Origin of the sequence: Paraburkholderia sp. BR10937, from assembly GCF_040965695.1 — a bacterium.
Taxonomy (GTDB): Bacteria; Pseudomonadota; Gammaproteobacteria; order Burkholderiales; family Burkholderiaceae; genus Paraburkholderia.
Genome location: NZ_JBFRCL010000027.1, coordinates 89082 through 110671 on the forward strand (window position 1 = coordinate 89082; position 21590 = coordinate 110671).

General features: G+C 64.9%; 25 protein-coding genes and 2 tRNA genes. 12 read left to right on the forward strand and 15 right to left on the reverse strand.

The genetic code is table 11. The features are described 5' to 3' along the window. Positions 1 to 177: 177 nt before the first annotated feature. Positions 178 to 1230: an NADP(H)-dependent aldo-keto reductase gene (locus AB4Y44_RS22655; RefSeq protein ID WP_342920500.1), complete on the reverse strand. Its 1053-nt coding sequence runs from the start codon at positions 1228 to 1230 to the stop codon at positions 178 to 180. 184 nt (positions 1231 to 1414) lie between these two features. Here AB4Y44_RS22655 and AB4Y44_RS22660 point away from each other — a divergent pair, with 184 nt between their 5' ends. Then, a complete protein-coding gene (locus AB4Y44_RS22660; protein WP_342920501.1) occupies positions 1415 to 1657 on the forward strand; it encodes a hypothetical protein in 243 nt (80 codons plus the stop codon). A 127-nt stretch (positions 1658 to 1784) separates the two neighbouring features. Here AB4Y44_RS22660 and AB4Y44_RS22665 read toward each other — a convergent pair whose 3' ends face one another. After that, positions 1785 to 2057: a hypothetical protein gene (locus tag AB4Y44_RS22665; protein ID WP_028204875.1), complete on the reverse strand. Its 273-nt coding sequence runs from the start codon at positions 2055 to 2057 to the stop codon at positions 1785 to 1787. A 417-nt stretch (positions 2058 to 2474) separates the two neighbouring features. On the opposite strand from AB4Y44_RS22665, the gene dusA reads away from it, so the two are divergent. After that, positions 2475 to 3476, forward strand: coding sequence for a tRNA dihydrouridine(20/20a) synthase DusA (gene dusA / locus AB4Y44_RS22670; RefSeq protein WP_368700944.1), 1002 nt, complete (start codon positions 2475 to 2477; stop codon positions 3474 to 3476). Positions 3477 to 3565: 89 nt separating this feature from the next. Beyond that, a tRNA-His gene (locus tag AB4Y44_RS22675) sits at positions 3566 to 3641 on the forward strand. Between the two features lie 1045 nt (positions 3642 to 4686). Here the strand turns inward: AB4Y44_RS22675 and AB4Y44_RS22680 are convergent. Both AB4Y44_RS22680 and AB4Y44_RS22685 read right to left on the reverse strand, forming a co-directional pair. After that, complete coding sequence (locus AB4Y44_RS22680; RefSeq protein WP_342920600.1) at positions 4687 to 4908, reverse strand: hypothetical protein; 222 nt, start codon at positions 4906 to 4908, stop codon at positions 4687 to 4689. 529 nt (positions 4909 to 5437) lie between these two features. Then, entirely contained in the window at positions 5438 to 5665 is a 228-nt protein-coding gene (locus tag AB4Y44_RS22685; protein WP_368700945.1) for a hypothetical protein, read from the reverse strand. Between the two features lie 514 nt (positions 5666 to 6179). Between AB4Y44_RS22685 and AB4Y44_RS22690 the strand changes: the two genes are divergently transcribed. Next, positions 6180 to 7106 (forward strand): DnaJ C-terminal domain-containing protein, encoded by a 927-nt coding sequence (locus tag AB4Y44_RS22690; RefSeq protein WP_368700946.1) that lies wholly within the window; start codon positions 6180 to 6182, stop codon positions 7104 to 7106. Here the strand turns inward: AB4Y44_RS22690 and AB4Y44_RS22695 are convergent. From AB4Y44_RS22695 to ssuD, 5 genes are all read right to left on the reverse strand, one after another. Beyond that, complete coding sequence (locus AB4Y44_RS22695) at positions 7103 to 7351, reverse strand: DUF6566 family protein (protein ID WP_342920602.1); 249 nt, start codon at positions 7349 to 7351, stop codon at positions 7103 to 7105. The genes AB4Y44_RS22690 and AB4Y44_RS22695 overlap by 4 nt on opposite strands. A 69-nt stretch (positions 7352 to 7420) precedes the next feature. Then, the gene (locus tag AB4Y44_RS22700) at positions 7421 to 7636 is read right to left on the reverse strand and encodes a molybdopterin-binding protein (protein ID WP_028204871.1); all 216 of its coding nucleotides are present in this window, start codon (positions 7634 to 7636) and stop codon (positions 7421 to 7423) included. 55 nt (positions 7637 to 7691) lie between these two features. Next, a complete protein-coding gene (locus tag AB4Y44_RS22705) occupies positions 7692 to 8573 on the reverse strand; it encodes an ATP-binding cassette domain-containing protein (RefSeq protein WP_342920603.1) in 882 nt (293 codons plus the stop codon). Beyond that, positions 8570 to 9430 carry an aliphatic sulfonate ABC transporter permease SsuC gene (gene ssuC / locus AB4Y44_RS22710; RefSeq protein ID WP_342920604.1) on the reverse strand — a complete coding sequence of 287 codons (861 nt, stop codon included), beginning with the start codon at positions 9428 to 9430 and terminating at the stop codon, positions 8570 to 8572. The genes AB4Y44_RS22705 and ssuC overlap by 4 nt, the downstream gene beginning before the upstream one ends. A 35-nt stretch (positions 9431 to 9465) precedes the next feature. Continuing rightward, complete coding sequence (gene ssuD / locus AB4Y44_RS22715) at positions 9466 to 10623, reverse strand: FMNH2-dependent alkanesulfonate monooxygenase (protein ID WP_342920605.1); 1158 nt, start codon at positions 10621 to 10623, stop codon at positions 9466 to 9468. Positions 10624 to 11035: 412 nt separating this feature from the next. On the opposite strand from ssuD, the gene AB4Y44_RS22720 reads away from it, so the two are divergent. After that, on the forward strand, positions 11036 to 11461 hold the full coding sequence (locus AB4Y44_RS22720; protein ID WP_342920606.1) for a hypothetical protein: 426 nt from the start codon (positions 11036 to 11038) through the stop codon (positions 11459 to 11461). Between the two features lie 93 nt (positions 11462 to 11554). Here the strand turns inward: AB4Y44_RS22720 and AB4Y44_RS22725 are convergent, their stop codons facing one another. The 5 genes from AB4Y44_RS22725 to AB4Y44_RS22745 form a co-directional block, all read right to left on the reverse strand. Beyond that, the gene (locus AB4Y44_RS22725; RefSeq protein ID WP_342920607.1) at positions 11555 to 12712 is read right to left on the reverse strand and encodes an enoyl-CoA hydratase/isomerase family protein; all 1158 of its coding nucleotides are present in this window, start codon (positions 12710 to 12712) and stop codon (positions 11555 to 11557) included. 72 nt (positions 12713 to 12784) lie between these two features. Next, complete coding sequence (locus tag AB4Y44_RS22730) at positions 12785 to 13498, reverse strand: TetR/AcrR family transcriptional regulator (protein ID WP_342920608.1); 714 nt, start codon at positions 13496 to 13498, stop codon at positions 12785 to 12787. A gap of 74 nt (positions 13499 to 13572) precedes the next feature. Next, entirely contained in the window at positions 13573 to 13857 is a 285-nt protein-coding gene (locus AB4Y44_RS22735; RefSeq protein ID WP_069267565.1) for a DUF1488 domain-containing protein, read from the reverse strand. A 156-nt stretch (positions 13858 to 14013) separates the two neighbouring features. After that, positions 14014 to 14361, reverse strand: coding sequence for a multidrug efflux SMR transporter (locus tag AB4Y44_RS22740; RefSeq protein WP_042268604.1), 348 nt, complete (start codon positions 14359 to 14361; stop codon positions 14014 to 14016). Positions 14362 to 14365: 4 nt separating this feature from the next. Next, positions 14366 to 14863, reverse strand: coding sequence for a heme-degrading domain-containing protein (locus tag AB4Y44_RS22745; RefSeq protein WP_368700947.1), 498 nt, complete (start codon positions 14861 to 14863; stop codon positions 14366 to 14368). 220 nt (positions 14864 to 15083) lie between these two features. On the opposite strand from AB4Y44_RS22745, the gene AB4Y44_RS22750 reads away from it, so the two are divergent. From AB4Y44_RS22750 to AB4Y44_RS22780, 7 genes are all read left to right on the forward strand, one after another. Next, a tRNA-Met gene (locus AB4Y44_RS22750) sits at positions 15084 to 15160 on the forward strand. A 146-nt stretch (positions 15161 to 15306) separates the two neighbouring features. Then, positions 15307 to 15852 carry an NUDIX hydrolase gene (locus AB4Y44_RS22755; protein ID WP_110384546.1) on the forward strand — a complete coding sequence of 182 codons (546 nt, stop codon included), beginning with the start codon at positions 15307 to 15309 and terminating at the stop codon, positions 15850 to 15852. 26 nt (positions 15853 to 15878) lie between these two features. Beyond that, on the forward strand, positions 15879 to 16643 hold the full coding sequence (gene aat, locus AB4Y44_RS22760; protein ID WP_342920611.1) for a leucyl/phenylalanyl-tRNA--protein transferase: 765 nt from the start codon (positions 15879 to 15881) through the stop codon (positions 16641 to 16643). A 253-nt stretch (positions 16644 to 16896) separates the two neighbouring features. Next, positions 16897 to 17661, forward strand: a complete 765-nt coding sequence (locus AB4Y44_RS22765; protein ID WP_342920612.1) for an arginyltransferase — start codon at positions 16897 to 16899, stop codon at positions 17659 to 17661. Positions 17662 to 17741: 80 nt separating this feature from the next. After that, positions 17742 to 18776, forward strand: coding sequence for a quinone-dependent dihydroorotate dehydrogenase (locus tag AB4Y44_RS22770; RefSeq protein ID WP_368700948.1), 1035 nt, complete (start codon positions 17742 to 17744; stop codon positions 18774 to 18776). An 83-nt stretch (positions 18777 to 18859) separates the two neighbouring features. Next, positions 18860 to 19657, forward strand: coding sequence for a cystine ABC transporter substrate-binding protein (locus AB4Y44_RS22775; RefSeq protein ID WP_368700949.1), 798 nt, complete (start codon positions 18860 to 18862; stop codon positions 19655 to 19657). A 122-nt stretch (positions 19658 to 19779) separates the two neighbouring features. After that, positions 19780 to 20439, forward strand: coding sequence for an amino acid ABC transporter permease (locus AB4Y44_RS22780; protein ID WP_368700950.1), 660 nt, complete (start codon positions 19780 to 19782; stop codon positions 20437 to 20439). A 69-nt stretch (positions 20440 to 20508) separates the two neighbouring features. On the opposite strand, the gene AB4Y44_RS22785 is transcribed toward AB4Y44_RS22780, so the two are convergent. Beyond that, a complete protein-coding gene (locus AB4Y44_RS22785; RefSeq protein WP_368700951.1) occupies positions 20509 to 21486 on the reverse strand; it encodes a Gfo/Idh/MocA family protein in 978 nt (325 codons plus the stop codon). Between the last annotated feature and the right edge of the window lie 104 nt (positions 21487 to 21590).

Here is a 21590-nt window from a genome sequence, read left to right on the forward strand (position 1 = left end):
GGGATTGAGCGTATGGACGGCCGCCGGGGCGCCGTCACGCGAGGCGTGATGGCGCCCCGGGCGGCGCATGCTGGATCGTAGTGTATGCCTTGCGAATCGCCAACGACTTTGCTGCGTTGGCGACTCGCAAGGCGCCGCGCGGCCCGGCAAGGGACAGCGCGGTTTCCGGCTTTCCCGTTAAGGGGCCGGATTGGGCTGCTGCTCGTGCAACGCGTCGATCTGCGCGAGCAGTTCGGGAGTGAGCTTGACGTCGGCGCTGGCGATATTTTCCTTCAACTGCTCGAGCGAGGTCGCGCCGATCAGGTTGCTGGTGAGGAACGGCCGGCTGTTGACGAACGCGAGCGCGAACTGCGCGGGCGTGTAGCCGTGTGCGCGGGCGAGTTCCACGTAACGCGTCGTCGCGGCCACCGATTCCGGCTTGCTGTAGCGCTTGAAGCGCTCGAACCGCGTGATGCGCGCGCCTTCCGGACGCGCCCCGCCCTCGTACTTGCCCGACAGCCAGCCGAACGCGAGCGGCGAATACGCGAGCAGGCCCACGGCTTCGCGGTGCGCGAATTCGGACAGGCCGCTTTCGAACGTGCGATTGAGCAGGCTGTACGGATTCTGGATGCTGACGATGCGCGGCAGCCCGAGCTTTTCGGCCGCACGCAGGAACTGCGCGACGCCCCACGGCGTTTCGTTCGACACGCCGATATGGCGGATCTTCCCCGCCTTCACGAAATCGGCGAGCACGCTGAGCGTTTCCTCGATCGGCACCGTGTACGCATCGTCGAGATACGGATACATGCTGCGGCCGAACGTCATCGTGCTGCGGTCGGGCCAGTGCAGTTGATAGAGGTCGACGTAGTCGGTCTGCAGGCGTTTCAGGCTGCCGTCGAGCGCTTCGGTCAGATTCTTGCGGTCGAACTGGTTCTGCGGCCCGCGAATGTGCTGCGGATTGTGCGGCTGGCGCGCCGGGCCCGCAATCTTGGTGGCGAGCACGATGCGCTCGCGCGCCGCGCGATGCTGCGCGAGCCACGTCCCGATGAAGCGCTCGGTCTGTCCCTGCGTCTCCGGGCGCGGCGGCACGGGGTACATTTCGGCGGCATCGATCAGCGTGACGCCCTGGTCGAGCGCGTAGTCGATCTGCTCGTGCGCCTCGCGCTCCGTGTTCTGTTCGCCCCACGTCATCGTGCCGAGCCCGATCAGGCTCACCTTGACGTCGGTATCGCCGAGTGTGCGGTATTCCATGGAAACGTTGTCCATCAGTTCGGTTGGGGAGCGCCGAAACTACCACGACGCGGGAAATTTTTCAGGAGTTGCAGAATACGGCCGCATTCTTCCGCAAGTGGCGGAATGCGCCGCGGCCGGTCGCGGTGCCGCCCGGCGACAGACGTGCCAGAATCCGCACAGGCGCCTACGAGGAGCAATCGGCATGGAAAACCGACGCAGCTACGAATACATGGGCTTCGACATGACAGCCGGCGTGGACGGCGACCACGAAGTCGGCTTTTTCGTCTCGACGCAGATCATCCAGAGCCTCACGGACGCGGAACACGGCAACGTGCCCGTCGACGGCATCGCCGCCGGCCGCTTTCCGACCCAGGACAACGCCTTCGACGCGGCCTTCGATCGCATTCGCGAGGCGATCGACAAGCGCGTGCGCGCCGCATCCTGAGCGTCGCCCCGGGGGAAAAACCAGAACGGGCGCAGAAAAGCAAAAGCCGGACGTCGCAATGACATCCGGCTTTCAGGCCGCCCGACTGACGGGCGGCTGGGCAACGAATCGGAAACTTCGGCGCGACTTACTGGCCGAAGAAAACCGACTGCGGGCCCGTGGCCTTCGCGTGGCTGCCCGACTGCGAAGCCGAGCCGGCGACACCGCCGTAAGCCGTTTGGGCGCCTTGTTCCTGGACGCGTTCGGCGGCCACGGTCTGGACACTCTGGCCACGCTGCGAAGCCGGCGCGCCGACGTCCGGGCGATAGAACGGTGCCGGGCCGTAGCCGCTGGCGAACGCCGGAGCGGCAACAGAAGCGGTAGCTGCGACCAGCAGCGCTGCGATGAGTTTGGTCTTCATGGTGGACTCCAATATCAGGTTCAGTTGCGGATCGGGAAGGCGCCGCGCCTGGGAGGTCAGTGCCCACGAGCTGCGTCAACGAAACTCAGTGTATACACCTACTATCGGAAAATAATCGCGATAATCCGAATTTACTATTCTCCGTTCCACAACAATCCTGTCAGGCAGTTCTGACGGGGCTGAGCGACGAACAGACCCTAAAAGAGCTCTCAAAATAATTTGCGCGACGCAGCAAATTCCCTGCGGATTACATACCCGCGTTAGGGTTTTTCGGCCGAAAATGGCTACCGGGCGTGCTTCCTGCAGAGGTATCCGGCAAATTGGCGCAGTGCGCAAAGGGTACGAAGAACGCGGCCCGTATGCGTTAAAATGCAAGGTTGTTCCACGCCAGCCGCTACTCATCGGTTTCCCATCGCCATGTCCGCCAACCGTCAAGCCAGCCCCCGCCGCGTTTCCGTCGCGCCGATGATGGACTGGACCGATCGCCACTGCCGTTCGCTGCATCGCTTCATCTCCCGGCACACGTGGCTGTATACGGAGATGGTGACGACGGGCGCCCTCATCCACGGCGACGTGCCGCGCCATCTCGCGTTCGCGCCGGCCGAGGCGCCGGTCGCGCTTCAGCTGGGCGGCAGCGAACCCGACGACCTCGCGCGCGCCGCGAAGCTCGGCGAACATTGGGGCTACGACGAGATCAACCTGAACTGCGGCTGCCCGTCCGAGCGCGTGCAGCGCGGCGCGTTCGGCGCGTGCCTGATGAACGAACCGCAACTGGTGGCGGACTGCGTGAAGGCGATGCGCGACGTCGTCTCCGTGCCCGTGACGGTCAAGCACCGCATCGGCGTGGACACGGTCGAGGACTATGCGTTCGTGCGCGACTTTGTCGGCACGATTGCCGAAGCGGGCTGCGAGGTGTTCATCGTGCACGCGCGCAACGCGATCCTGAAGGGCTTGAGCCCGAAGGAAAACCGCGAGATCCCGCCGCTCAAGTACGACTACGCGTACCAGCTCAAGCGCGACTTTCCGCAGCTCGAAATCATCATCAACGGCGGCATCAAGACGCTCGATGAAGTCGAGCAGCATCTGCAGCATGTCGATGGCGTGATGCTCGGCCGCGAGGCGTACCACAACCCCTACGTGCTCGCCGACGTCGATACGCGCTTTTATGGCTCGACCGATGCTGCGCTTACGCGCGAGGAGGTGGAAGCGCAGCTAATCGAGTACTGCGCGAGCGAAATTGCGCGCGGCACTTACCTGGGCGCGATCGTGCGCCATGCGCTGGGCCTCTATCGCGGCGTGGCCGGCGCGCGCGGCTGGCGCCGTATCCTCTCGGACAGCCGCAAGCTCGCGAAGGCAGATCTCGCGATCTTCGACGAGGCCCGCGAATATCTGCGCGTTCCGGACGAAATTCTTGAATAAAGGGCTAGGCAAGCAAGCTTTGGTATGTATATAATCTTCCTTCTTGATTGACGCCGCTTTCGAAGCAGCGCTAATTGAGGAAAACAGCGGTGGCTGTAGCTCAGTTGGTAGAGTCCAGGATTGTGATTCCTGTTGTCGTGGGTTCGAGTCCCATCAGCCACCCCAAAGAATTCAAGCACTTAGCCCAGTTCGATGAACTGGGCTTTTTGCTTTCTGGAATCCGTGCAAGCGCCGGTATAAGCAATTTTCGTCAGACTGAACCGTCCGCAGACCAAGTCGAAGCGGCGCGAGCCGACGGATTCATCCAGTGAACGCCATGCGGCGCCCTGCCGCTCTGAAAACCAGGCGCTACATGTGGCCGGCCGGCGGCGGTCAACAAAAGGCGGCGCGAGCGGTTGACCGCGAAAGCGATCCCGTATGCGACGGCTGCAATCCTTTGTGTGTGCACGTTCTGCACATATGCATCGGGCACGCGGCAGTCTGCACCCATGTGCCCCGCGGTAACCTGGTCAACGTAATCAATCGCACCGACAGGTGTCGCGGTTGAGTTCGCGCTTGAAATCGCATGCTTCAAGCCATCCGCCGCCGAATTCTGGTTCGGTACATCGTGCTTCGGTATCGCCATAACAACGAACTCGCGCTTCCCCGCAACATTGGCGCGCTGCGTGAAAATGTTGAGGTCTGGCGAATTGCGCCTCCGCAGTGAGCTGGGCCGGGTCGTCAGCCTGAACCAGGCATGAAACACTTTTGAACCGTCGCCTAAGTAATGCCGTTTGCGCGATCTCTCGCCGCAACGAATTGCCGATGAGTAGCGACCTCGCGTGCGATCAGGGCGCGTATCAAATCGTCGTTTGGGTTTTCGAGGATCAGCGGCGGAAGATCACGCGCCAATGCTTCGCGTGCCGCGACCCAAGCCTCGTAGGCAGTTGTGAGCTCGTCAACTTTGTCCAAAGTTTGTCCCCGACGACTGGCAATGATTCTCCGCACCATTGCACCGATTACGCTTGCTGCGCCGCTCGCATGGACGCGAGCGGGAGCAAGTTAATCACACATTAGCGTCAGAAACGACCAAGGATTTTCGAGGCAGCGTTCAGTACATTCGTACGCTGCCAGATCCGCGCCACACAACAGCAGAGAGATGGCCAAGTACGACGACGAGATCAATCAAATCAATACGCAGCGCAGTGGTTGCGTAACCTGACACGCAGCATTAGTCGAGGTCAATCATTTGCAAAGCTTGCAGCTTCCCGATTGCTGTTGCCTCTTCGTAAGTACCGCGATGCATCAAACGACCGCTAGACAACGGGACACTGCCAGCCCAGACAATATCGTCCATTGCGATGGCCCACCGCGGACCGAATTCTCCGTTGCCAACATCAAACGGCGTGAAATCGACGATGTATCCCTTGTAGCGAATGACGTGATTGTTCATTGGCTCTCCTCCCGGTTGCAATCTAACACCGGCGCCGAGGTTGAATTTTTAGAGATTGTTAAGTGAATGTGGACGCGCCACGGAAATCGTTAACGGCGGCTGTGGCAGCAACCTTTAGCGACTTGGGGCAATCCCCCCATCACATAGCGGCAGAGAGATGACTGCGTATTACAACGAGATCGACAAGCGAAGCGCGAAGCGCGCGGCAGGGGCATCGCAGCAGCCGGCGAAGCAACGACCGCGTAGCGAATAGAGGAAGCGATGGCATCAATCAACGAAACATCCGCATCAACGCCGCGCTTCGCGCCGTGGTAAAGGTCTGCACGCTGTCGAGCCCCGGATCACATCGAAGCCTGCCGACTCATCGCCGCCGGCGAACGAGTCGCTCTCGCGCCTTCCGATGCGACGAGAGCGCCGAGTGACACAGGTTTTGGCGAAAGCGCGCAGTTCTCCACAGAAACTGTGGGCAAGCCTGTGCGAAGGGCGAGCGACGCAGAGCGCGCTACAGGCAGCAATGAGCGCGACGAGCCTAGCCCGTCAAGATTTCATCGACCATCGCGCGCCCCCAAGCGAACCCGGCGCTTTCCGCATCGTCCCGAGTCCTGTGGCTCGTCTCCAGGTCTTGACTCGAAGCGATGTCGCGTTCCGTGCCCCTGCTTACTTTCGCGCGCCATACCCACATTTCATTGGGGCACTCAAGTGTTTCCGAATGAAGGTCATAGCCACGGTAGTCGGTGAAGCGCACGTTCCAGCCCATCAGCAGTCTCCTTTCAAATTGAAAGGAAATAGTAGCATGGCCGGCGCCGTCGCTATGCATGTAACTGGTAATCGCCCCCAATAGCTGGGGACCGACGCACTCAAGGCATGTAGCGAATGATGATCGACTAGCTGTCGGACAACCGCTGGAAGTTCGTCACCGATCGCAACGGAATCCCTAAGGTCGCACGCGCGTTCCGCGACCTGAAGCTCGGGCTCAGTGCGGATACCAAAGCAACGAAATTAGCTGGACCGGCTAAAATAACAACATTTTGGAACGCTCCGCCGCAAACCCGCGCAAGTGCCAGGTCGATGAAGTGGCGCATTTTCCGAAATCAAAATCACAGGGCTTTGATTTTTAACCTGAATTTGGTGTTCGACGACTCGATTGCGACTCCTGTTGTCGTGGGTTCGAGTCCCATCAGCCACCCCAAAGAATTCAGCAGTGAACAAATGAGCCCGCACTGGTTGCGGGCTTTTTTGCGTCTGTGCACGAGAGACACCCGGGAACGCCTTTGAGCTTCGAGGAATACTACAGGCGGCTGCAACTGCCGGAGACTGCGTCGCCGGCAGAAATCAAGCGCGCCTACCGTCAACTGCGCGCGAAGTACCACCCCGACCGCAACAAGGGTCGCGAGGCGGCAGTCGAGCCGGTCTTCAAGCTCATTCAGGAGGCCTTCGAGATTCTGAGCGGCAGGCGCATCGCGCCAACGGCGAGGACAACTGGCGCCGCGAGTCCGGCCAGCAAGACCCGCAACGGCGAAGCGCAACCGCGTCAGCGCCGCGCGGCCCCGCCCATGCGCGGCGCCAACTGCCTCGTCGAGCTATTCCTGCCGCTAGAAGTCGCGCTCAATGGCGGCGGCGTTCAAGCCCACTACCCTGTCAAAGGTCCGTGTCCCGCGTGCGAACAGGAAGATCGCGGCGCGCTTTGCGAACAATGTCACGGCACCGGCGTAAAGACATGGCGCAAGTCGGAAGTGGTCGAGATTCCACACGGCGCATGGGACGGTCAGCGTCTGGTGGTGGCCGGCGGCGGCCACCCCGGCGTGAACGGCGGCCCACCGGGAGACGCGACTTTCTCCGTCTCCATCGTTTGCGGCCCGGGCTTTACGCGCAACGGGCTCGATCTCGCTTGCGAGCTTCCAGTCGACTTCGTGACGGCCATGCTAGGCGGCGGCGTTCAGGCCAAGGTGCTCGGCCGCACGTTCGATGTGAAAATACCCGCGAACGCGAATGCGCGCACGCCGATCCGTCTGGCGGGTGCTGGACTCGCGGACCGCAATGGCGTGCACGGCAACCTTACGCTGCACCTCGTGCTCACGATGCCGGCCGCCGCCGCACATCTGACCGGCGCCGAGCGCCAGCAACTACGCGACATGTTCGCCGACGCGGGCCGCCGGGCAAACCAGCCGCCTGGCGCGGTTTCGCAAGGCAAACGCTAGCGCGCCGACGTGCCGCGCGCATCGATCCACACACGTGCCGCTTCGAAGCCCGCCTCGGCCGCCGCGTGCTCGGTGGACCAGAGGCGCGTGATATGCACGAGTTGCCAGTCCTCCACGACCGTATCGTCCTTCAGCACGCGATAGTGTGCCTTCACGCCCGTGAGCACCTGCTCGACCGCGACTTCGATGTCGTAGTCCTTGTAGCGCTCCTGGTAGTCGCCCATGTCGATGCCCTTCGGCTCCATGCTCGCCTCTCCGTCGTCCGCTGACGGGTCATGCTAGCACTTCCGGACACCGCGACGCGCGGGCACGCTTCACAGGCGCGCGATCGACACCTCCGTCGACTTCACCAGCGCGACCACTTCCGAGCCCACCTTCAGTTCGAGTTCGTCGATTGAGCGCGTGGTGATGACCGAGGTGACGATGCCGAATGCTGTGTCGACATCGACTTCCGAAACGACGGGTCCGCGAATGATCTCCTTGATCTTGCCGCGAAACTGGTTGCGTACGTTGATGGCGGTAATGCTCATAAGCTCGGCTCCGTGAGTTCGAGGATAAACAAGAGGATTCCTGATAAACGATGATTCAAGCCACAGCGCCCAACGGCCGTCCGGCGGCTTGCTGTGGCCCGTGGCCGAGCACGCGCTGCAGCACGCGCTCCTCGAGCGCGGCGAAGCGTGCGTCGACGCGCGCCCGCGGGCGCTCGAGCGGCACGCGCTGATCGAGCGCGATGCGCCCCGCCTCGACGAGCAAAATACGGTCGCCCAGTGCGACGGCTTCGTGCACGTCGTGCGTCACCAGCAGTGCGGTGAAGCGATGCTCGCGCCACAGGCGCTCGATCAGCGCATGCATCTCGAGACGCGTCAGCGCGTCGAGTGCGCCGAGCGGCTCATCGAGCAGCAACAGGCTCGGACGATGCACGAGCGCGCGGGCGAGCGCCACCCGCTGGCGCTGGCCGCCCGAGAGGCGCGCGGGCCACTCGTCGGCACGCGCGAGCAGACCCACCTCGTCGAGCACCGCGCGGGCGTCGTCACGCGCGCCGCGCCCAAGTCCTAGCATCACGTTCTGCAAGACGGTCTTCCACGGCAAGAGGCGCGCGTCCTGAAACATGATGCGCGTATCGAGCGGCGCGCCCTCTGCGCCGCGCCGCTCCACCGCGCCCTCGTCCGGCGTTTCGAGGCCGGCGATCAGGCGCAGCAACGTGGACTTGCCGCAACCGCTGCGTCCTACGATCGACACAAAACTGCCGCGCTCGATCGCGAGGTCGAAACCGGCGAGCACGGCGCGCTCGCCGTAGCGCTTGCCCACGCCGCGAAGGGCGACGGCGGCGTCCACTTCAGGTGCGTGTGTACGCAGTGACGCGCCCTCGCGCGTCGCCTGCGCCCTGTCGTTGCGTTCGCGCGCCTGCACGCGCTCGAAGGCTTCCCGCTTTACGCCGTAGTTCGGCGCCAGTTGACTCGCGCTCATGCTTCGTTCTCCTGTTGATAAGCGGGGTGCCAGCGCAGCGCCACGCGCTCGAGCGATTTCGCGAGCCAGTCGGCGAGCTTGCCGAGCGCTGCATAGAGCAGGATGCCGACCACCACCACATCGGTTTGCAGGAATTCGCGCGCGTTCATCGTCATGTAGCCAATGCCCGACTGCGCGGAGATCGTTTCGGCGACGATCAGCGTCACCCACATCAGACCGAGCGCGAAACGCACGCCGACGAGAATCGAAGGCAACGCCCCCGGCAATATCACCTCGCGATAAAGTGCGAACCCTTTGAGCCCGTAGCTGCGCGCCATCTCGACGAGATTGGCGTCCACCGAGCGGATACCGTGGAACGTATTCACGTAGACGGGAAAGAATACGCCCAGCGCCACGAGAAAGACTTTCGCCTCCTCGCCAATGCCGAACCAGAGAATCACGAGCGGAATCATGGCGAGCGCCGGAATATTGCGGACCATCTGCACGGTTGAATCGAGCGCGGTTTCAGCGGGCTTGAAGAGCCCGGTAGCCAGTCCGAGCACGAGCCCGATGCCGCCGCCGATCGCGAACCCCGAAAGCGCCCGCCACGTGCTCACGCGCACGTCGGCCCACATTTCGCCCGACTCGATCAGCGACCATGCCGCCCGCACCACGGCGAGCGGCTCGGGCAGCACGCGCGTCGAGAGCGCGCCGCTTCTTGCGGCGATCTCCCAGATCGCCAGCACCGCCAGCGGCACGAGCCAGGGGGCGAGCCGCCGCCGGCCCGCCCGCACGAAGGCCCGCGCGGCGCGCAGCACGCCGCCGCCTGGGCGCGAGCGGTCGCGTGCGGGTGCAGCCGTTACTACGGATTGCGTCATCGTTGCGTCCTCCACGATTGCCTGTCTCCAGCGCCTCAGCTCTGGCTCACTTTCGGCAGATAGTGATTGCCGACCACTTCGCCAAACGGCCCCGAGAGCGGGCCGCCCGCGACCTTCGCCGCGCGCCCCGGCAGCAGCGGGAACACGAGTTCCGCAAACCGGTAGGATTCCTCGAGATGGGGATAGCCGGACAAAATGAACGTCTCGATGCCGAGCTGCGCATATTCCTTCATGAGCGCGGCCACCTGTTCAGGATTGCCGACGAGCGCCGTGCCCGCGCCGCCGCGCACGAGGCCCACGCCCGCCCACAAATTCGGATACACCTCGAGATCCTTGCGCGTGCCGCGCTTGCCGCCGTGCAGCGCGGCCATGCGGCGCTGGCCTTCCGAATCCATCTTCGCGAACGCGGCCTGGGCGCGCGCGACCGTCTCGTCGTCGAGGTGGCTGATGAGCTTGTCGGCGGCGGCCCACGCTTCGTCTTCGGTCTCGCGCACGATCACGTGCAGGCGAATGCCGAAGCGAATCGTGCGTCCATGCCCGGCCGCGCGCGCGCGAATGTCGGCGATCTTGCGCGCGACGGCTTCGGGGGGCTCGCCCCACGTCAGATAGGTGTCGATGTGCGCGCCCGCCATGGCGTGCGCGGCCGGCGACGAGCCGCCGAACCACAACGGCGGATGCGGATGCTGCGCGGGCGGATACAGCACCTTGCCGCCCACCGAGCGCAGATGGCGCCCCTCGAAGTCGATCGCTTCGTTCGCGTGCGATGCCGCGAGCAGCTTGCGCCAGATATGCAGGAACTCGTCGGTGATTTCGTAGCGCGTGTCGTGATCGACGAAGAGGCCATCGCCTTCCAGCTCGGCAGTGTCGCCGCCCGTCACGACGTTGATGAGCAGACGGCCATTGGAAAGCCGGTCGAACGTGGCGGCCATCCGTGCCGAGAGTGCCGGCGACGAGAGGCCCGGGCGGATCGCCACGAGAAACTTCAGACGCCGCGTCGCGGCAATGAGGCTCGACGCCACGACCCACGCGTCCTCGCACGAGCGGCCCGTGGGCAGCAGGACGCCTTCGTAGCCGAGCGTATCGGCGGCGACGGCGATCTGCTGGAAATACGCGAGATCGGCCGCGCGCGCGCCCTGGGTCGTGCCCAGATAGCGGCTGTCGCCGTGGGTCGGGATGAACCAGAACACATTCATGCGTTGCTCCTGCCTGGAAATTCGAAACACGAATCGGGTGACTGCCGGCCAGCGAGCGCGCGCGGGCACGCCGCGCAAACGAATGCGCCGCTCGTGGCTCGATTGAAAGGATTCGACAGCAGACGGAATGCGCTCGCGCATTCCCCGTGCGCCTCGCGAGAGCGCCCGGCGACGGCGGCGCCGTCTTCATGGGGAACCAGTCTAGGGACCGCTCGCACCCTTTAGAACGATTTTTTTGAGCTTAGGTTTTCCACTTTCGTGCTTTGCCCGACGCTTTAGCATACGGTGCGCCTCGCGCGCACCGCGCGCCGATATAATGGCGCACGCACCCACAAAAACACCGCCACGCCGCGCGCGCACCGCTCCATGAGGCGCATTGCGCAGCGAGGCCAAGAAGCTCTCGCAAGACTCCATGCAAAAACTGATTCTGCCGTTCGTATCCGGCTTTCTGGCGTCGCTCTTCTTTCGCGAGGCGACGCTCGCGCTCCTGCATGCCGCACAAGTCATCGACGCGGCCGGATTTTCGACGGACCCGTTCCAGCCGCTCGGGCTGCCCGAGTTCCTCGTGAATGCGATCTGGAGCGCCATCTGGGCCGTGCTGATGGCGTGGCTGCTGCGCGTGTCGCCTTCGCGTCCCGCGCCGTGGGTTCAGGCCTTCGTGTTCGGCGGCATCGTGCTCACCGCGGCGATGGTGTTCGTCGTCGATCCCTTGCGCGGCATCTGGCCGACCGGCAACATGCTGCCGCGGCTTGCCACGGGCTTCGCCTCGAATGCGATGTGGGGCTGGGGCGCACTGGTTTTCATGCGTGCGTTCATGAGCGAAACCGCCGAAGACTGAGCCCGCCTGCGGGCCGTGCGCAATGCGCGGCCCGGGTTTTCCCGCCGCGCGTTTCCCTCACACCTCCCCGACCGTTCCCTCGCCCTCGCCAGCTCAACCGATGAGTTCGCGCAGCGGATGCTCCATCAAGCTCCAGGGACTCTCGAACATCCGCTCGACGTCTTCGCGGCGCACGTCTTCGCTATTCGCGAAGCGCCAGTGCGGATGATTGTCCTTGTCGATGATGCGCGCACGGATGCCCTCCATCACGTCGCCGATCGCGAAGCTCGAGCGCGTGAGGTCGAGGTCGCGGCGCAGGCAGTCGGCCATCGTGCCCTCCGCGCGCGACACCACCTCGAGCGACACCGCCATGGAAAGCGGCGAACGCTCGCGCAGCACGTCCACCATCTGCCCGGCCCATTGCGCCTGGTCGCCCGCGCCCGCATGGCGAGCGGCTTCAAGCGATGCCAGCATGGCCGGCACATCGGCGAGCGAGAAATGCTGGTCGATCCAGCCGCGCACCGCGGCCAGCGAGGACCCTTCGGCGAGGCGCCGCAAGCCGGGCGCAGGCAAGGCCGCCTGGCGGATGCGCGCGACCACTTCCGCGCCGCTCGCAAACGGCTCGCTCTCCAGCGCATCGAGCAGCGACGGCCACGCGGACTCGTCGAGCGACGCGTCGGCGAGGCCCGCATACACGGCGCTGGCCTGATCGAGCGTCTCGCCGGTCACCGCGAGATAGCGCCCGATCGCACCAGGCGTGCGCGCAAGGAACCAGCCCATGCCGACATCGGGAAAGAGGCCGATGCGCGTCTCCGGCATCGCCATGCGCGTGGTCGGACCCACGAGCCGCAGCCCGCCCGTGCGATGCGCGCCCTGCGAGATGCCCATGCCGCCGCCCATGACCACGCCGTTGAGCATCGCGATGTACGGCTTCGGAAAGGTGAAGATGGCGTGGTTGAGGCGATATTCGTCGGCGAAGAACGTGTCGAGCGCCGCCTGTTCGCCCGCGCGGTACGACTCGTACAGAAAGCGAATATCGCCGCCCGCGCAGAACGCGCGCGGGTGGCGCGTGCGCACGATCACGGCGAGCACGCCCGGGTCGTCGCGCCAGCGATCGAGGGCCGCGTGCATCGTGCGGACCATGGCGGTGGTGAGCGCATTGAGCGCCTGCGGGCGCTCGAGTTCGATAAAACCGATGCGGTTCGCTACGCGCGTAAGCACGTGCGAGTCGGCATCGGCTGCAGTCGGGCTTGCGTTGGCTTCGTGTGACATGGCGATTGGCAAGGCAGAACGATGAGCGGCGCCTGCGTCGGGCGAGGCGCGAGCACAGACTTTTTGAGGCTATCACGACGCCACACCGTGCGCTTGCCCGGCCGGCAACGTGGCCGCGGCGGCGCGCGTGCCGAACCAGGCATCGAGCGTGGCGTCGATCAACGGACCGGGCGCCGCGTGCTCAAAGCCAGCGCGCGCGAGCGTGAGCATCACCACGCCGTGCAGCGTAGCCCAGAGCGACTGCGCGAGCAGGGTGCCATCGACATGCGCCCCGCTCGCCGGCGTCAGCACGGACAGCGTGGCGGCAAAGAGTTGCGCGCCGCAGGCCGGCGCGGCGTCCGCTTCAGGCGCGCCAGCCGCATCGGCCAGCGCATCGCGTTGACGGCGGGCGGCCGGCCCCACGTGCTCCGGGCGCGCCTTGTGCGCCATGAAGATGAGTTCGTAAGTCTGCGGATGGTCGCAGCCGTACGCCACGTATGCATGCGCAAGCGCATGAAGCCGCTCGCGCGCGTCGGCGATCAGCGCGAGCGGTTCGAGCTGCGCGAGCAGTTGTGCGTAGCCTTCGCGGCCGAGCGCCTCGGCAATCTCGTCGCGGCCGGCGAAATAAAGGTAGAGGGACGCAGGGGAATAACCGATCGCATCGGCGATCTTGCGCATGGAAAGCGCGGCGAGGCCTTCGCGCATGACGATGCGGCGCGCAGCGTCGAGGATGCGCTCGCGCTGGTCGTGCGCGCGCGCTGCTTGCCTTGCGTGGAGTTCGCGGTCCTTGCGTTCGACGATGCTCATGGCGACGCTAGCCGGTTGCGGCAACCAAAAATCCCGTGACGCCCGAACGGGCGTGCCTGACTACGAGTACGAGCCTACGAGTCCAGGCGTCCGGGCGGAAAGTGACCGCTCTTGAGCAGCACCGGCGTGCCGTTGCTGAGTTCGAGGTGGGCGCGTGCCACAGCCTCGATGCGCGAGCGGCCGGCGTCGAACGCCTGCATCCACGCGTCGCGGTTCGCGGGCAGCGCGCCGAAATGGTCCTCGAGCGCCTCGACGGAAATCGCACAGGGTACGCGTGTGCCGTCAACGAGTGCGGGAAAGACCACGGTCAGATTGGCGTCGCGATAGAGCGGCGCGTCGGCGGGAAAGCGAATGATCATGTCCAGCCCCAATGGGGAAAATCTGCAGAAAGCATTGCCGCCGGAGGACGACGCGGCACACGGCGGTAACCGGCCATGTTACGCGCGAGGCGCAAGGTCTGGCGCGAACGTGGCCAATGCGGCGGTCAACGCAGTCGCCGGTTACGCCGCCGTCTTTCAATGCGCCTGCATCTTCGAGAACAGATTCAGCACGACCACCCCGGCCACGATGAGACCGAGCCCGAGCACGGCCGGCAGATCGGGCACCTGCCGATAGAGCGCCATCGCCACGAGCGTGATGAGCACAATGCCTACGCCCGACCACACCGCATAGACGATGCCCACCGGCAAACTGCGCAACGTCAGCGAGAGCCCGTAGAACGCGATGCCATACCCCACCACGACGATCGCCGACGGCACGAGCCGCGTGAAGCCATCCGACGCGCGCAGCGCAGAGGTGGCGATGACTTCCGCGACAATCGCGATGACGAGCCAGGTCCAGGCCGAAAACGGAGGAATGCGCATCGTCTCAGACCTTCGAGAGCGCGAGCTGCGCGTAGTCGACGTCGAGTTGCGCGCACAGCGCTTCGACCACCAGTTCGTGATCGGCGCGCTGCGGCAGGCCCGAGACCGTGATCGAGCCGATCACGCCCGCGCCCGCCACCGTAAGCGGAAACGAACCGCCGTGCGGCGCGAATTCGCTGCTGGGCAGGCCGTGCTTTTCGGCAAGCGTCGAGCCGGTTTGCTGCATGCGCAAGCCGATCGCATAGGAGCTGCGCCGGAAGTGCTCGACCACGCGCGACTTGCGGCGCACCCAGTCGGCGTTGTCGGGCGTGGCGCCGTCCAGCGCGCAGAAGAAGAGCTGCTGGCCAAAGGTGCGCACATCGATGGCGACAGGCAGCGCGCGAGCGCGCGCGAGTTCATGCAGATGCGCGCCGAGCTGCCAGGCGCGATCGGCGTCGAAACGGGGAAACACCAGCGCGTGCTCCTGAGCGGCTATCGATTGCAGATCGAGGGGAATGTCCATGGAAGAGGCAAATGAAGCGCAGTGCGCTGTAGAAGGCAAAGGCGCAGCGTGAACGCTGCGAAGAGCATGCACGGCGCCGAACGAGCCCCGATTCTATCCTGACGATTCAAGATGCCATGACGCGCGCGTCCTGCAAACATTTTGCAAACGCCTGGAAAGGCACTCGTCATTCGTTGTTGCAACGCGGCGCGAACTGTCATATAATCTTTTCTTCGACGGACGCGGGGTGGAGCAGTCTGGCAGCTCGTCGGGCTCATAACCCGAAGGTCGTAGGTTCAAATCCTACCCCCGCAACCAGCAGAATTCGAAAGGGTTACAGGTCATTGGCCTGTAACCCTTTTTCCGTTTACGCCTCTTCAAGACGCGGCCTTCCCAGCGTTGGGCACATGAGCGAAGCCGCTGAGCGGTGATAAACTCGCATCACCCATCCCCCTATCGTGCCCATGAAATTCTGCTCGACTTGCGGTCAGGCGGTCAGCCTGCTCATTCCGCCCGGCGACAATCGCGAACGCTACGTCTGCTCACACTGCGGCACCATCCACTATCAGAATCCGCGCAACGTGGTCGGCACGGTTCCGGTCTGGGAAGACAAGGTGCTGTTGTGCCGCCGCGCGATCGAGCCGCGCTACGGCTACTGGACGCTGCCGGCCGGCTTCATGGAGATGGGCGAGACGACCGCCGAAGCCGCGGCGCGCGAGACGCTCGAGGAAGCCGGCGCGCGCGTCGAGGTGCAGAACCTCTTTTCGCTCCTGAACGTGCCGCGCGTGCATCAGGTGCATCTGTTCTATCTCGCGCGCCTGCTCGACATCGATATCGCAGCTGGCGAGGAAAGCCTCGAAGTGCGGCTTTTCGAGGAGCACGAGATTCCCTGGGACGACATTGCGTTCCCTACGGTCGGGCAGACCCTGCGCTGTTTCTTCGCCGATCGCCAGTCGGGCAGCTTCGGGCTGCACACCGGCGACGTCCTGCGCTCGCTGCGCGACGGCTGATCGCCCTTCTGACTGCGCCCGCGACGATGGTCCCCTGGCTTTCGCCCGACGAACCGTTTCCCGCCGTCGAGCGCGCACTCGGCGCGGCGAGCGGCGCGCCGGGCCTGCTCGCCGCGAGCGCGGACCTGCTCCCCTCGCGCCTCATCGATGCCTACCGGCGCGGCATTTTCCCGTGGTACTCGGACGGCCAGCCGGTGCTCTGGTGGAGCCCCGACCCGCGCATGATCCTGCGCCCCGACGAATTCAAGGTCTCGCCCTCCTTCAGGAAAACGCTCAAGCGCGTACTGCGTGAGGATGCGTGGGAAATTCGCGTCGACAACAATTTCGCCGCCGTGATGCGCGCGTGCGCGAACGCGCCGCGGCGCGGCCAGCGCGGCACCTGGATCACCGGCGACGTGATCGACGCCTACTCGACCCTGCACCGCGTGGGCGATGCGCACAGCGTCGAGGCCTGGTTCGGCGGCGAGCGTGTAGGCGGACTCTACGGCGTGGCGCTCGGCACGATGTTCTTCGGCGAGTCGATGTTCGCCTCCATGACCGACGCCTCGAAGATCGCGCTCGCAGCGCTCGTCGCGCATTTGCGCCGCCACGGCGTCGAGTTGATCGATTGCCAGCAGAACACCGCGCATCTCGCCTCGCTCGGCGGGCGCGAAATCTCGCGCAAGGCGTTCATCGCCCACGTGCGCACGCACGTGAACGCCGCGCCCATTCCCTGGAAATTCGACAAAGCCGTGCTCGCCGATCTGCTCGGCGGCACAGGCGCGCCTGACGAGTTCTTGCCCGCAGCGTGAATCGCCGGTGAGCGGTAAATGAGTGGCACATGAGCGGCGCACGATTGCTGCGTGCGCACTTGCTACAGCCCGCTCAATTCGATGGATACATGTTCGGCGTCAATGTTAGACTCAATAGCGAACCCGTCGCCGCCCGGCCTTCCCTGGCACGCCATGTGCGGCGCGCCGTATGGCCCGGCAAGGCTTGCGCGCGAGGCTGGGGGCGCGACGCGCGCGCCACGCGACGATCCGAACTGCTACGAGAGCTGCCAACGTGACGCATCCAAACGAGCTGCCGCTTTCACCGCTTTCCGCGCTGCAATTCTATGCAACGGCGCCCTATCCCTGCAGTTACCTGGAGGGGCGCATCGCGCGCTCACAGGTGGCAACGCCCAGTCATCTCATCAATTCCGACGTCTATACCGATCTCGTGAAGGCCGGCTTCCGGCGCTCGGGCGTGTTCACCTATCGCCCCTATTGCGACGGTTGCCGCGCGTGCGTGCCGGTGCGCGTGCCGGTCGAGCGCTTCACGCCGAGCCGCACGCAGCGCCGCGCATGGAAGCGGCACGGCGCGCTCGTCGCGACGGTCGCGCCGCTGCACTACGACGAGGCGCATTACGCGCTCTACATGCGCTATCAGTCCGCGCGCCACGCGGGCGGCGGCATGGATCGCGACAGCCGCGACCAGTACGAGCAGTTCCTGCTGCAAAGCCGGATCAACTCGCGGCTGGTCGAATTCCGCGAGCCGGACCCTGCGCATCCGGACGAGCCCGGCGCGTTGCGCATGGTGAGCATGATCGACATCCTCGGCGACGGGCTCTCCTCGGTCTACACGTTCTTCGATCCGGACACGCTCCATACGAGCTACGGCACCTACAACATCCTCTGGCAGATCGAGCAGGCCCGCAGCCTTCAGCTGCCTTACGTCTATCTCGGCTACTGGATCCGCGAGAGCCCGAAAATGGCCTACAAGGCGCGCTTCCAGCCGCTCGAAGGCCTCTTCGACGGCGCATGGACCGCACTCACGGCTGAAGCCTGAGCCCCGGGCGCATCGCCCAGGCTCCGCGTTACCGCTAAAATAGCGGGTTCCCATTTTCTGGCGCCCGCGCCTTCTCCCCCGTGTTCAGCACCCTTTATCCGTTCGTCCGCGACCAGCTCTTTCGCATGGACGCCGAAGACGCCCATCACCTCTCGCTGCGCATGATCGGCGCCGCCGGCCGCACCGGCATGGCGGGCCTGCTCGCCCCGCGCGTGCCCGATTCGCCGCGCACCGTCATGGGCCTCGCCTTCCGCAACCCGGTGGGGCTCGCCGCGGGCCTCGACAAGGAGGGCGCCGCGATCGACGGTTTCGCCGCGCTCGGCTTCGGCTTCATCGAGGTGGGCACCGTGACGCCGCGCCCGCAGCCGGGCAATCCGCGCCCGCGCATTTTCCGGCTGCCGCAGGCGGGCGGCATCATCAACCGCATGGGGTTCAACAACCACGGCGTCGAGCAGTTCGTGAAGAACGTGCAGGCCGCGCGCTATCGCGGCATTCTCGGCCTGAATATCGGCAAGAACGCCGACACGCCGATCGAGCGCGCCGTCGACGACTATCTCTTCTGCCTCGAGCGCGTCTATCCGTTCGCGAGCTACGTGACGATCAATATCTCGTCGCCGAACACGAAGAATCTGCGCCAGCTGCAAGGCGGCGGCGAACTCGACGCCCTCCTCGCCGCACTCAAGGACAAGCAGCAGCGTCTCGCCGACATGCACGGCAAGCTCGTGCCGCTCGCGCTCAAGATCGCGCCCGATCTCGACGACGGGCAGATCAAGGAAATCGCCGACACGCTCCTGCGCCACAAGATCGAAGGCGTGATCGCGACCAACACCACGCTCTCGCGCGCAGCGGTGGAAGGCATGCCAAATGCGAACGAAACGGGCGGCCTCTCGGGACGCCCGGTGTTCGACGCCTCGAACAACGTGATCCGCAAGCTGCGCGCCGAGCTGGGCGGCGACGTGCCCATCATCGGTGTGGGCGGCATTTTTTCGGGCGACGACGCGCGCGCCAAGATCGCCGCCGGCGCCTCGCTCGTGCAGGTCTACACGGGCTTCATCTACCGGGGCCCGGCGCTCGTCGCCGAATGTGCGCGGGCGCTGGCCTCGGGCCGCGCGTAAAGCTATAGTGGCACGCTAGTCATGGCGCATCGGAGGCGCTGTGCACTAGCACCAGAATCGCAGCAGCAGAACAAGAGGAAAACATGAAATCCGGTTTGCTGAAAAAACTCCTTGCACTTGCAATCGTTGGCGCATCGTTCGTCGCAGCCAGCGCCCACGCCGATGACCTGCTCGACCAGGTCAAGGCGCGCGGCACGCTGCGCATCGGTCTCGAAGGCACGTTCCCGCCGTTCAACTCGAAGGCGCCCAACGGCGAGCTGGTCGGCTATGACGTCGACATCGCGCGAGCCGTCGCGGCGAAAATGGGCCTCAAGCCCGAATTCGTCACGACCGAATGGAGCGGCATCATCGCGGGCCTGCAGGCAGGCAAGTTCGACGTGATCGTGAACCAGGTCGGCGTGACCGACCAGCGCAAGGCCGCGCTCGACTTCTCGCCGGCGTACACGTACTCGGCTGCGCAACTCATTCAGCGCAAGGACGACACGCGCCAGTTCAAGACGCTCGAAGACCTCAAGGGCAAGAAGCTCGGCGTCGGCCTCGGCACCAATTACATGGACATGGCCAAGTCGGTGCCGGGCATCGACGTGAAGACCTATCCGGGTGCCCCCGAATATCTGCGCGACCTCGCAGCGGGCCGCCTCGACGCGGCGCTGAACGACCGCCTGATGCTCGCCTACCTGCTCAAGAACTCGCAGCTGCCGCTGCGCACGGGCGCAACGGTCGGCGCCGGCAACCCGTCGGCCATTCCGTTCAAGAAGGGCAATCCGAAGTTCGCCAAGGCGATCGACGAAGCGATGACGCAGCTCGAAGCCGATGGCACCTTCACGAAGATCTCGGACAAGTGGTTCGGCATCGACGTGACGAAGCCGATCTCGCAATGATCCGGCAATGATCGCGAGCGCCGCACAGTCCGGCTGACGCGAAGGGCGGCATCGCACGATGCCGCCCTTCGCACATATGCATCCATTGCAAACCGCGCCACTTCCATTCGTTACCTACGCCCATGCCCATCTATACGCTCATCATCCAGTCGCTGCCGGTGCTCGCACAGGGCGCGGTGCTGACGGTCAAGTTCGCCGTGCTTTCGATGATCTTCGGGCTCATCGGCGGTGCCGTGCTCGCGCTCATGGGCATCAGCTCGAACCGCGCGCTCGTCTTCATCGCGCGCGTGTATGTGAGCCTGATGCGCGGCACGCCGCTGCTCGTGCAGATCTTCGTCATTTATTACGGATTGCCGAGCGTCGGCATCTCGCTCGACCCGACGCCCGCAGGCGTGATCGCGCTTTCTGCGAACGTGGCGGCGTATCTCTCGGAGAGCATGCGTGGCGCGATTCTCGGCATTCATAGCGGACAGTGGCTCGCGGCCTATAGCCTCGGCCTCTCGCGCAGCCAGACCCTGCGCTACGTGATCGCACCGCAGGCGTTGCGCATCGCCGTGCCGAGTCTCTCGAACAGCCTCATCAGCCTCATCAAGGACACGTCGCTCGTTTCGGTCATCACCGTGACGGAGCTGCTGCGCAGCGCGCAGGAAATCATCGCTTCGACGTATCAGCCGCTACCGCTCTATCTCGCGGCCGCCGCCGTATACTGGGTGCTCTGCCAGGTGCTCGAATGGGTGCAGCACTGGTACGAAAAGCGCCTCGCGCTGCCTGCGCGCCACTGATAGCACATGCGTTTTCATACACGGCCCGCACATGCGGGCCGTTTCGCTTGCAGGCCGCAGTTTAGCTTGTCACTCGCAGGGGAAACGCAGTCCGAGCGCCGCTCGCGCGGCGTCGGCCATGGCGAGCATGCGGCGCGAGGTGTCGTGCGTCATCACCGGGCTTTCGAGCGCGCCCGCGCGCAGCAGCTCGCAGAAGTGCGCGGTCTCGTAGTTGAGTCCGCCGCCCTCGAACGGCTCGTCGAGTTCGACGACGCGGCCGTCGACATAGCGCACCGTCGCGCGCGCCGGATTCCACCAGTTCGCGTGGATCGTCACGTTGCCAAGTGGACCCGCCAGCAGCGCGTCGCCATAGCCGTGCAGATCGAGCCCGCAGAACAGTTGCGCAATGCCGCGCTCATGCTGGCAATTGAGACTCGCGAAGGTATCCACGCCAGTCGAGCCGAGGCGCCCGACGGTCTGCACTTCGCGCGGCGCACCGAGCCAGTCGACCGCAAGAAACATTTCATACACGCCGATGTCGAGCAGCGCCCCGCCCGCGTGTTCGAACGACAGCGAGGGATGCTCGGCAGGCACGCTTGCCACCGAACAACCCGCGCGCACGAGCCCGACCGGCCCGATGGGATCGGCGTCCAGTTGCGCGCGCAACTTTCGATAGAGGGGATAAAACGGCGGCTTCATCGCCTCCATGAAGAGGCGCTGCGCGCGGCGCGCCGCGTCGAGCACGCGTTCGAGCTGCGCGCCGTTCACGGTGGCGGGCTTTTCGCACAGCACGGGCAGGCCGGCTTCGAGCGCGGCAATGGCGTACTGGGCGTGACTGTCCTGCATCGTGGCGATATACACGGCGTCGATGCCGCTCGCGAAGAGCGCATCCAGGCTCTCGCACACCCTTGCGCCGCAGGTAGCGGCAAGCGCCTGCGCAGTGGCCGCGCGCCGCGACCAGACCGCCTCGACGCGTGCATGCGGCACGTGCGCGACGCCCTGCGCGAAGCGGTGCGCAATGCGGCCCGCGCCGACGATGCCCCAACGTATCGTTTGTGTTTCGCTCATGTGCTGCGTGCTCCGGCTGTGAGGTCGAGGGCCGCCGCACAACGTACCTCACGTACGTCACGCGCGGCGCACCCAAAGACACGCACGATACCGGCACACGCAGC

What these genes read in the sequence shown, in the direction of transcription:
- AB4Y44_RS22665 (WP_028204875.1), bottom strand. Translation starts at nt 2,057, where the DNA reads ATGAAGACCAAACTCATCGCAGCGCTGCTGGTCGCAGCTACCGCTTCT.
- ssuC (WP_342920604.1), bottom strand. Translation starts at nt 9,430, where the DNA reads ATGACGCAATCCGTAGTAACGGCTGCACCCGCACGCGACCGCTCGCGC.
- AB4Y44_RS22705 (WP_342920603.1), bottom strand. Translation starts at nt 8,573, where the DNA reads ATGAGCGCGAGTCAACTGGCGCCGAACTACGGCGTAAAGCGGGAAGCC.
- AB4Y44_RS22740 (WP_042268604.1), bottom strand. Translation starts at nt 14,361, where the DNA reads ATGCGCATTCCTCCGTTTTCGGCCTGGACCTGGCTCGTCATCGCGATT.
- AB4Y44_RS22730 (WP_342920608.1), bottom strand. Translation starts at nt 13,498, where the DNA reads ATGAGCATCGTCGAACGCAAGGACCGCGAACTCCACGCAAGGCAAGCA.
- AB4Y44_RS22680 (WP_342920600.1), bottom strand. Translation starts at nt 4,908, where the DNA reads ATGAACAATCACGTCATTCGCTACAAGGGATACATCGTCGATTTCACG.
- AB4Y44_RS22720 (WP_342920606.1), top strand. Translation starts at nt 11,036, where the DNA reads ATGCAAAAACTGATTCTGCCGTTCGTATCCGGCTTTCTGGCGTCGCTC.
- AB4Y44_RS22685 (WP_368700945.1), bottom strand. Translation starts at nt 5,665, where the DNA reads ATGGGCTGGAACGTGCGCTTCACCGACTACCGTGGCTATGACCTTCAT.
- AB4Y44_RS22775 (WP_368700949.1), top strand. Translation starts at nt 18,860, where the DNA reads ATGAAATCCGGTTTGCTGAAAAAACTCCTTGCACTTGCAATCGTTGGC.
- AB4Y44_RS22725 (WP_342920607.1), bottom strand. Translation starts at nt 12,712, where the DNA reads ATGTCACACGAAGCCAACGCAAGCCCGACTGCAGCCGATGCCGACTCG.
- ssuD (WP_342920605.1), bottom strand. Translation starts at nt 10,623, where the DNA reads ATGAATGTGTTCTGGTTCATCCCGACCCACGGCGACAGCCGCTATCTG.
- AB4Y44_RS22695 (WP_342920602.1), bottom strand. Translation starts at nt 7,351, where the DNA reads ATGGAGCCGAAGGGCATCGACATGGGCGACTACCAGGAGCGCTACAAG.
- AB4Y44_RS22755 (WP_110384546.1), top strand. Translation starts at nt 15,307, where the DNA reads ATGAAATTCTGCTCGACTTGCGGTCAGGCGGTCAGCCTGCTCATTCCG.
- AB4Y44_RS22780 (WP_368700950.1), top strand. Translation starts at nt 19,780, where the DNA reads ATGCCCATCTATACGCTCATCATCCAGTCGCTGCCGGTGCTCGCACAG.
- AB4Y44_RS22660 (WP_342920501.1), top strand. Translation starts at nt 1,415, where the DNA reads ATGGAAAACCGACGCAGCTACGAATACATGGGCTTCGACATGACAGCC.
- dusA (WP_368700944.1), top strand. Translation starts at nt 2,475, where the DNA reads ATGTCCGCCAACCGTCAAGCCAGCCCCCGCCGCGTTTCCGTCGCGCCG.
- aat (WP_342920611.1), top strand. Translation starts at nt 15,879, where the DNA reads ATGGTCCCCTGGCTTTCGCCCGACGAACCGTTTCCCGCCGTCGAGCGC.
- AB4Y44_RS22655 (WP_342920500.1), bottom strand. Translation starts at nt 1,230, where the DNA reads ATGGAATACCGCACACTCGGCGATACCGACGTCAAGGTGAGCCTGATC.
- AB4Y44_RS22700 (WP_028204871.1), bottom strand. Translation starts at nt 7,636, where the DNA reads ATGAGCATTACCGCCATCAACGTACGCAACCAGTTTCGCGGCAAGATC.
- AB4Y44_RS22735 (WP_069267565.1), bottom strand. Translation starts at nt 13,857, where the DNA reads ATGATCATTCGCTTTCCCGCCGACGCGCCGCTCTATCGCGACGCCAAT.
- AB4Y44_RS22785 (WP_368700951.1), bottom strand. Translation starts at nt 21,486, where the DNA reads ATGAGCGAAACACAAACGATACGTTGGGGCATCGTCGGCGCGGGCCGC.
- AB4Y44_RS22745 (WP_368700947.1), bottom strand. Translation starts at nt 14,863, where the DNA reads ATGGACATTCCCCTCGATCTGCAATCGATAGCCGCTCAGGAGCACGCG.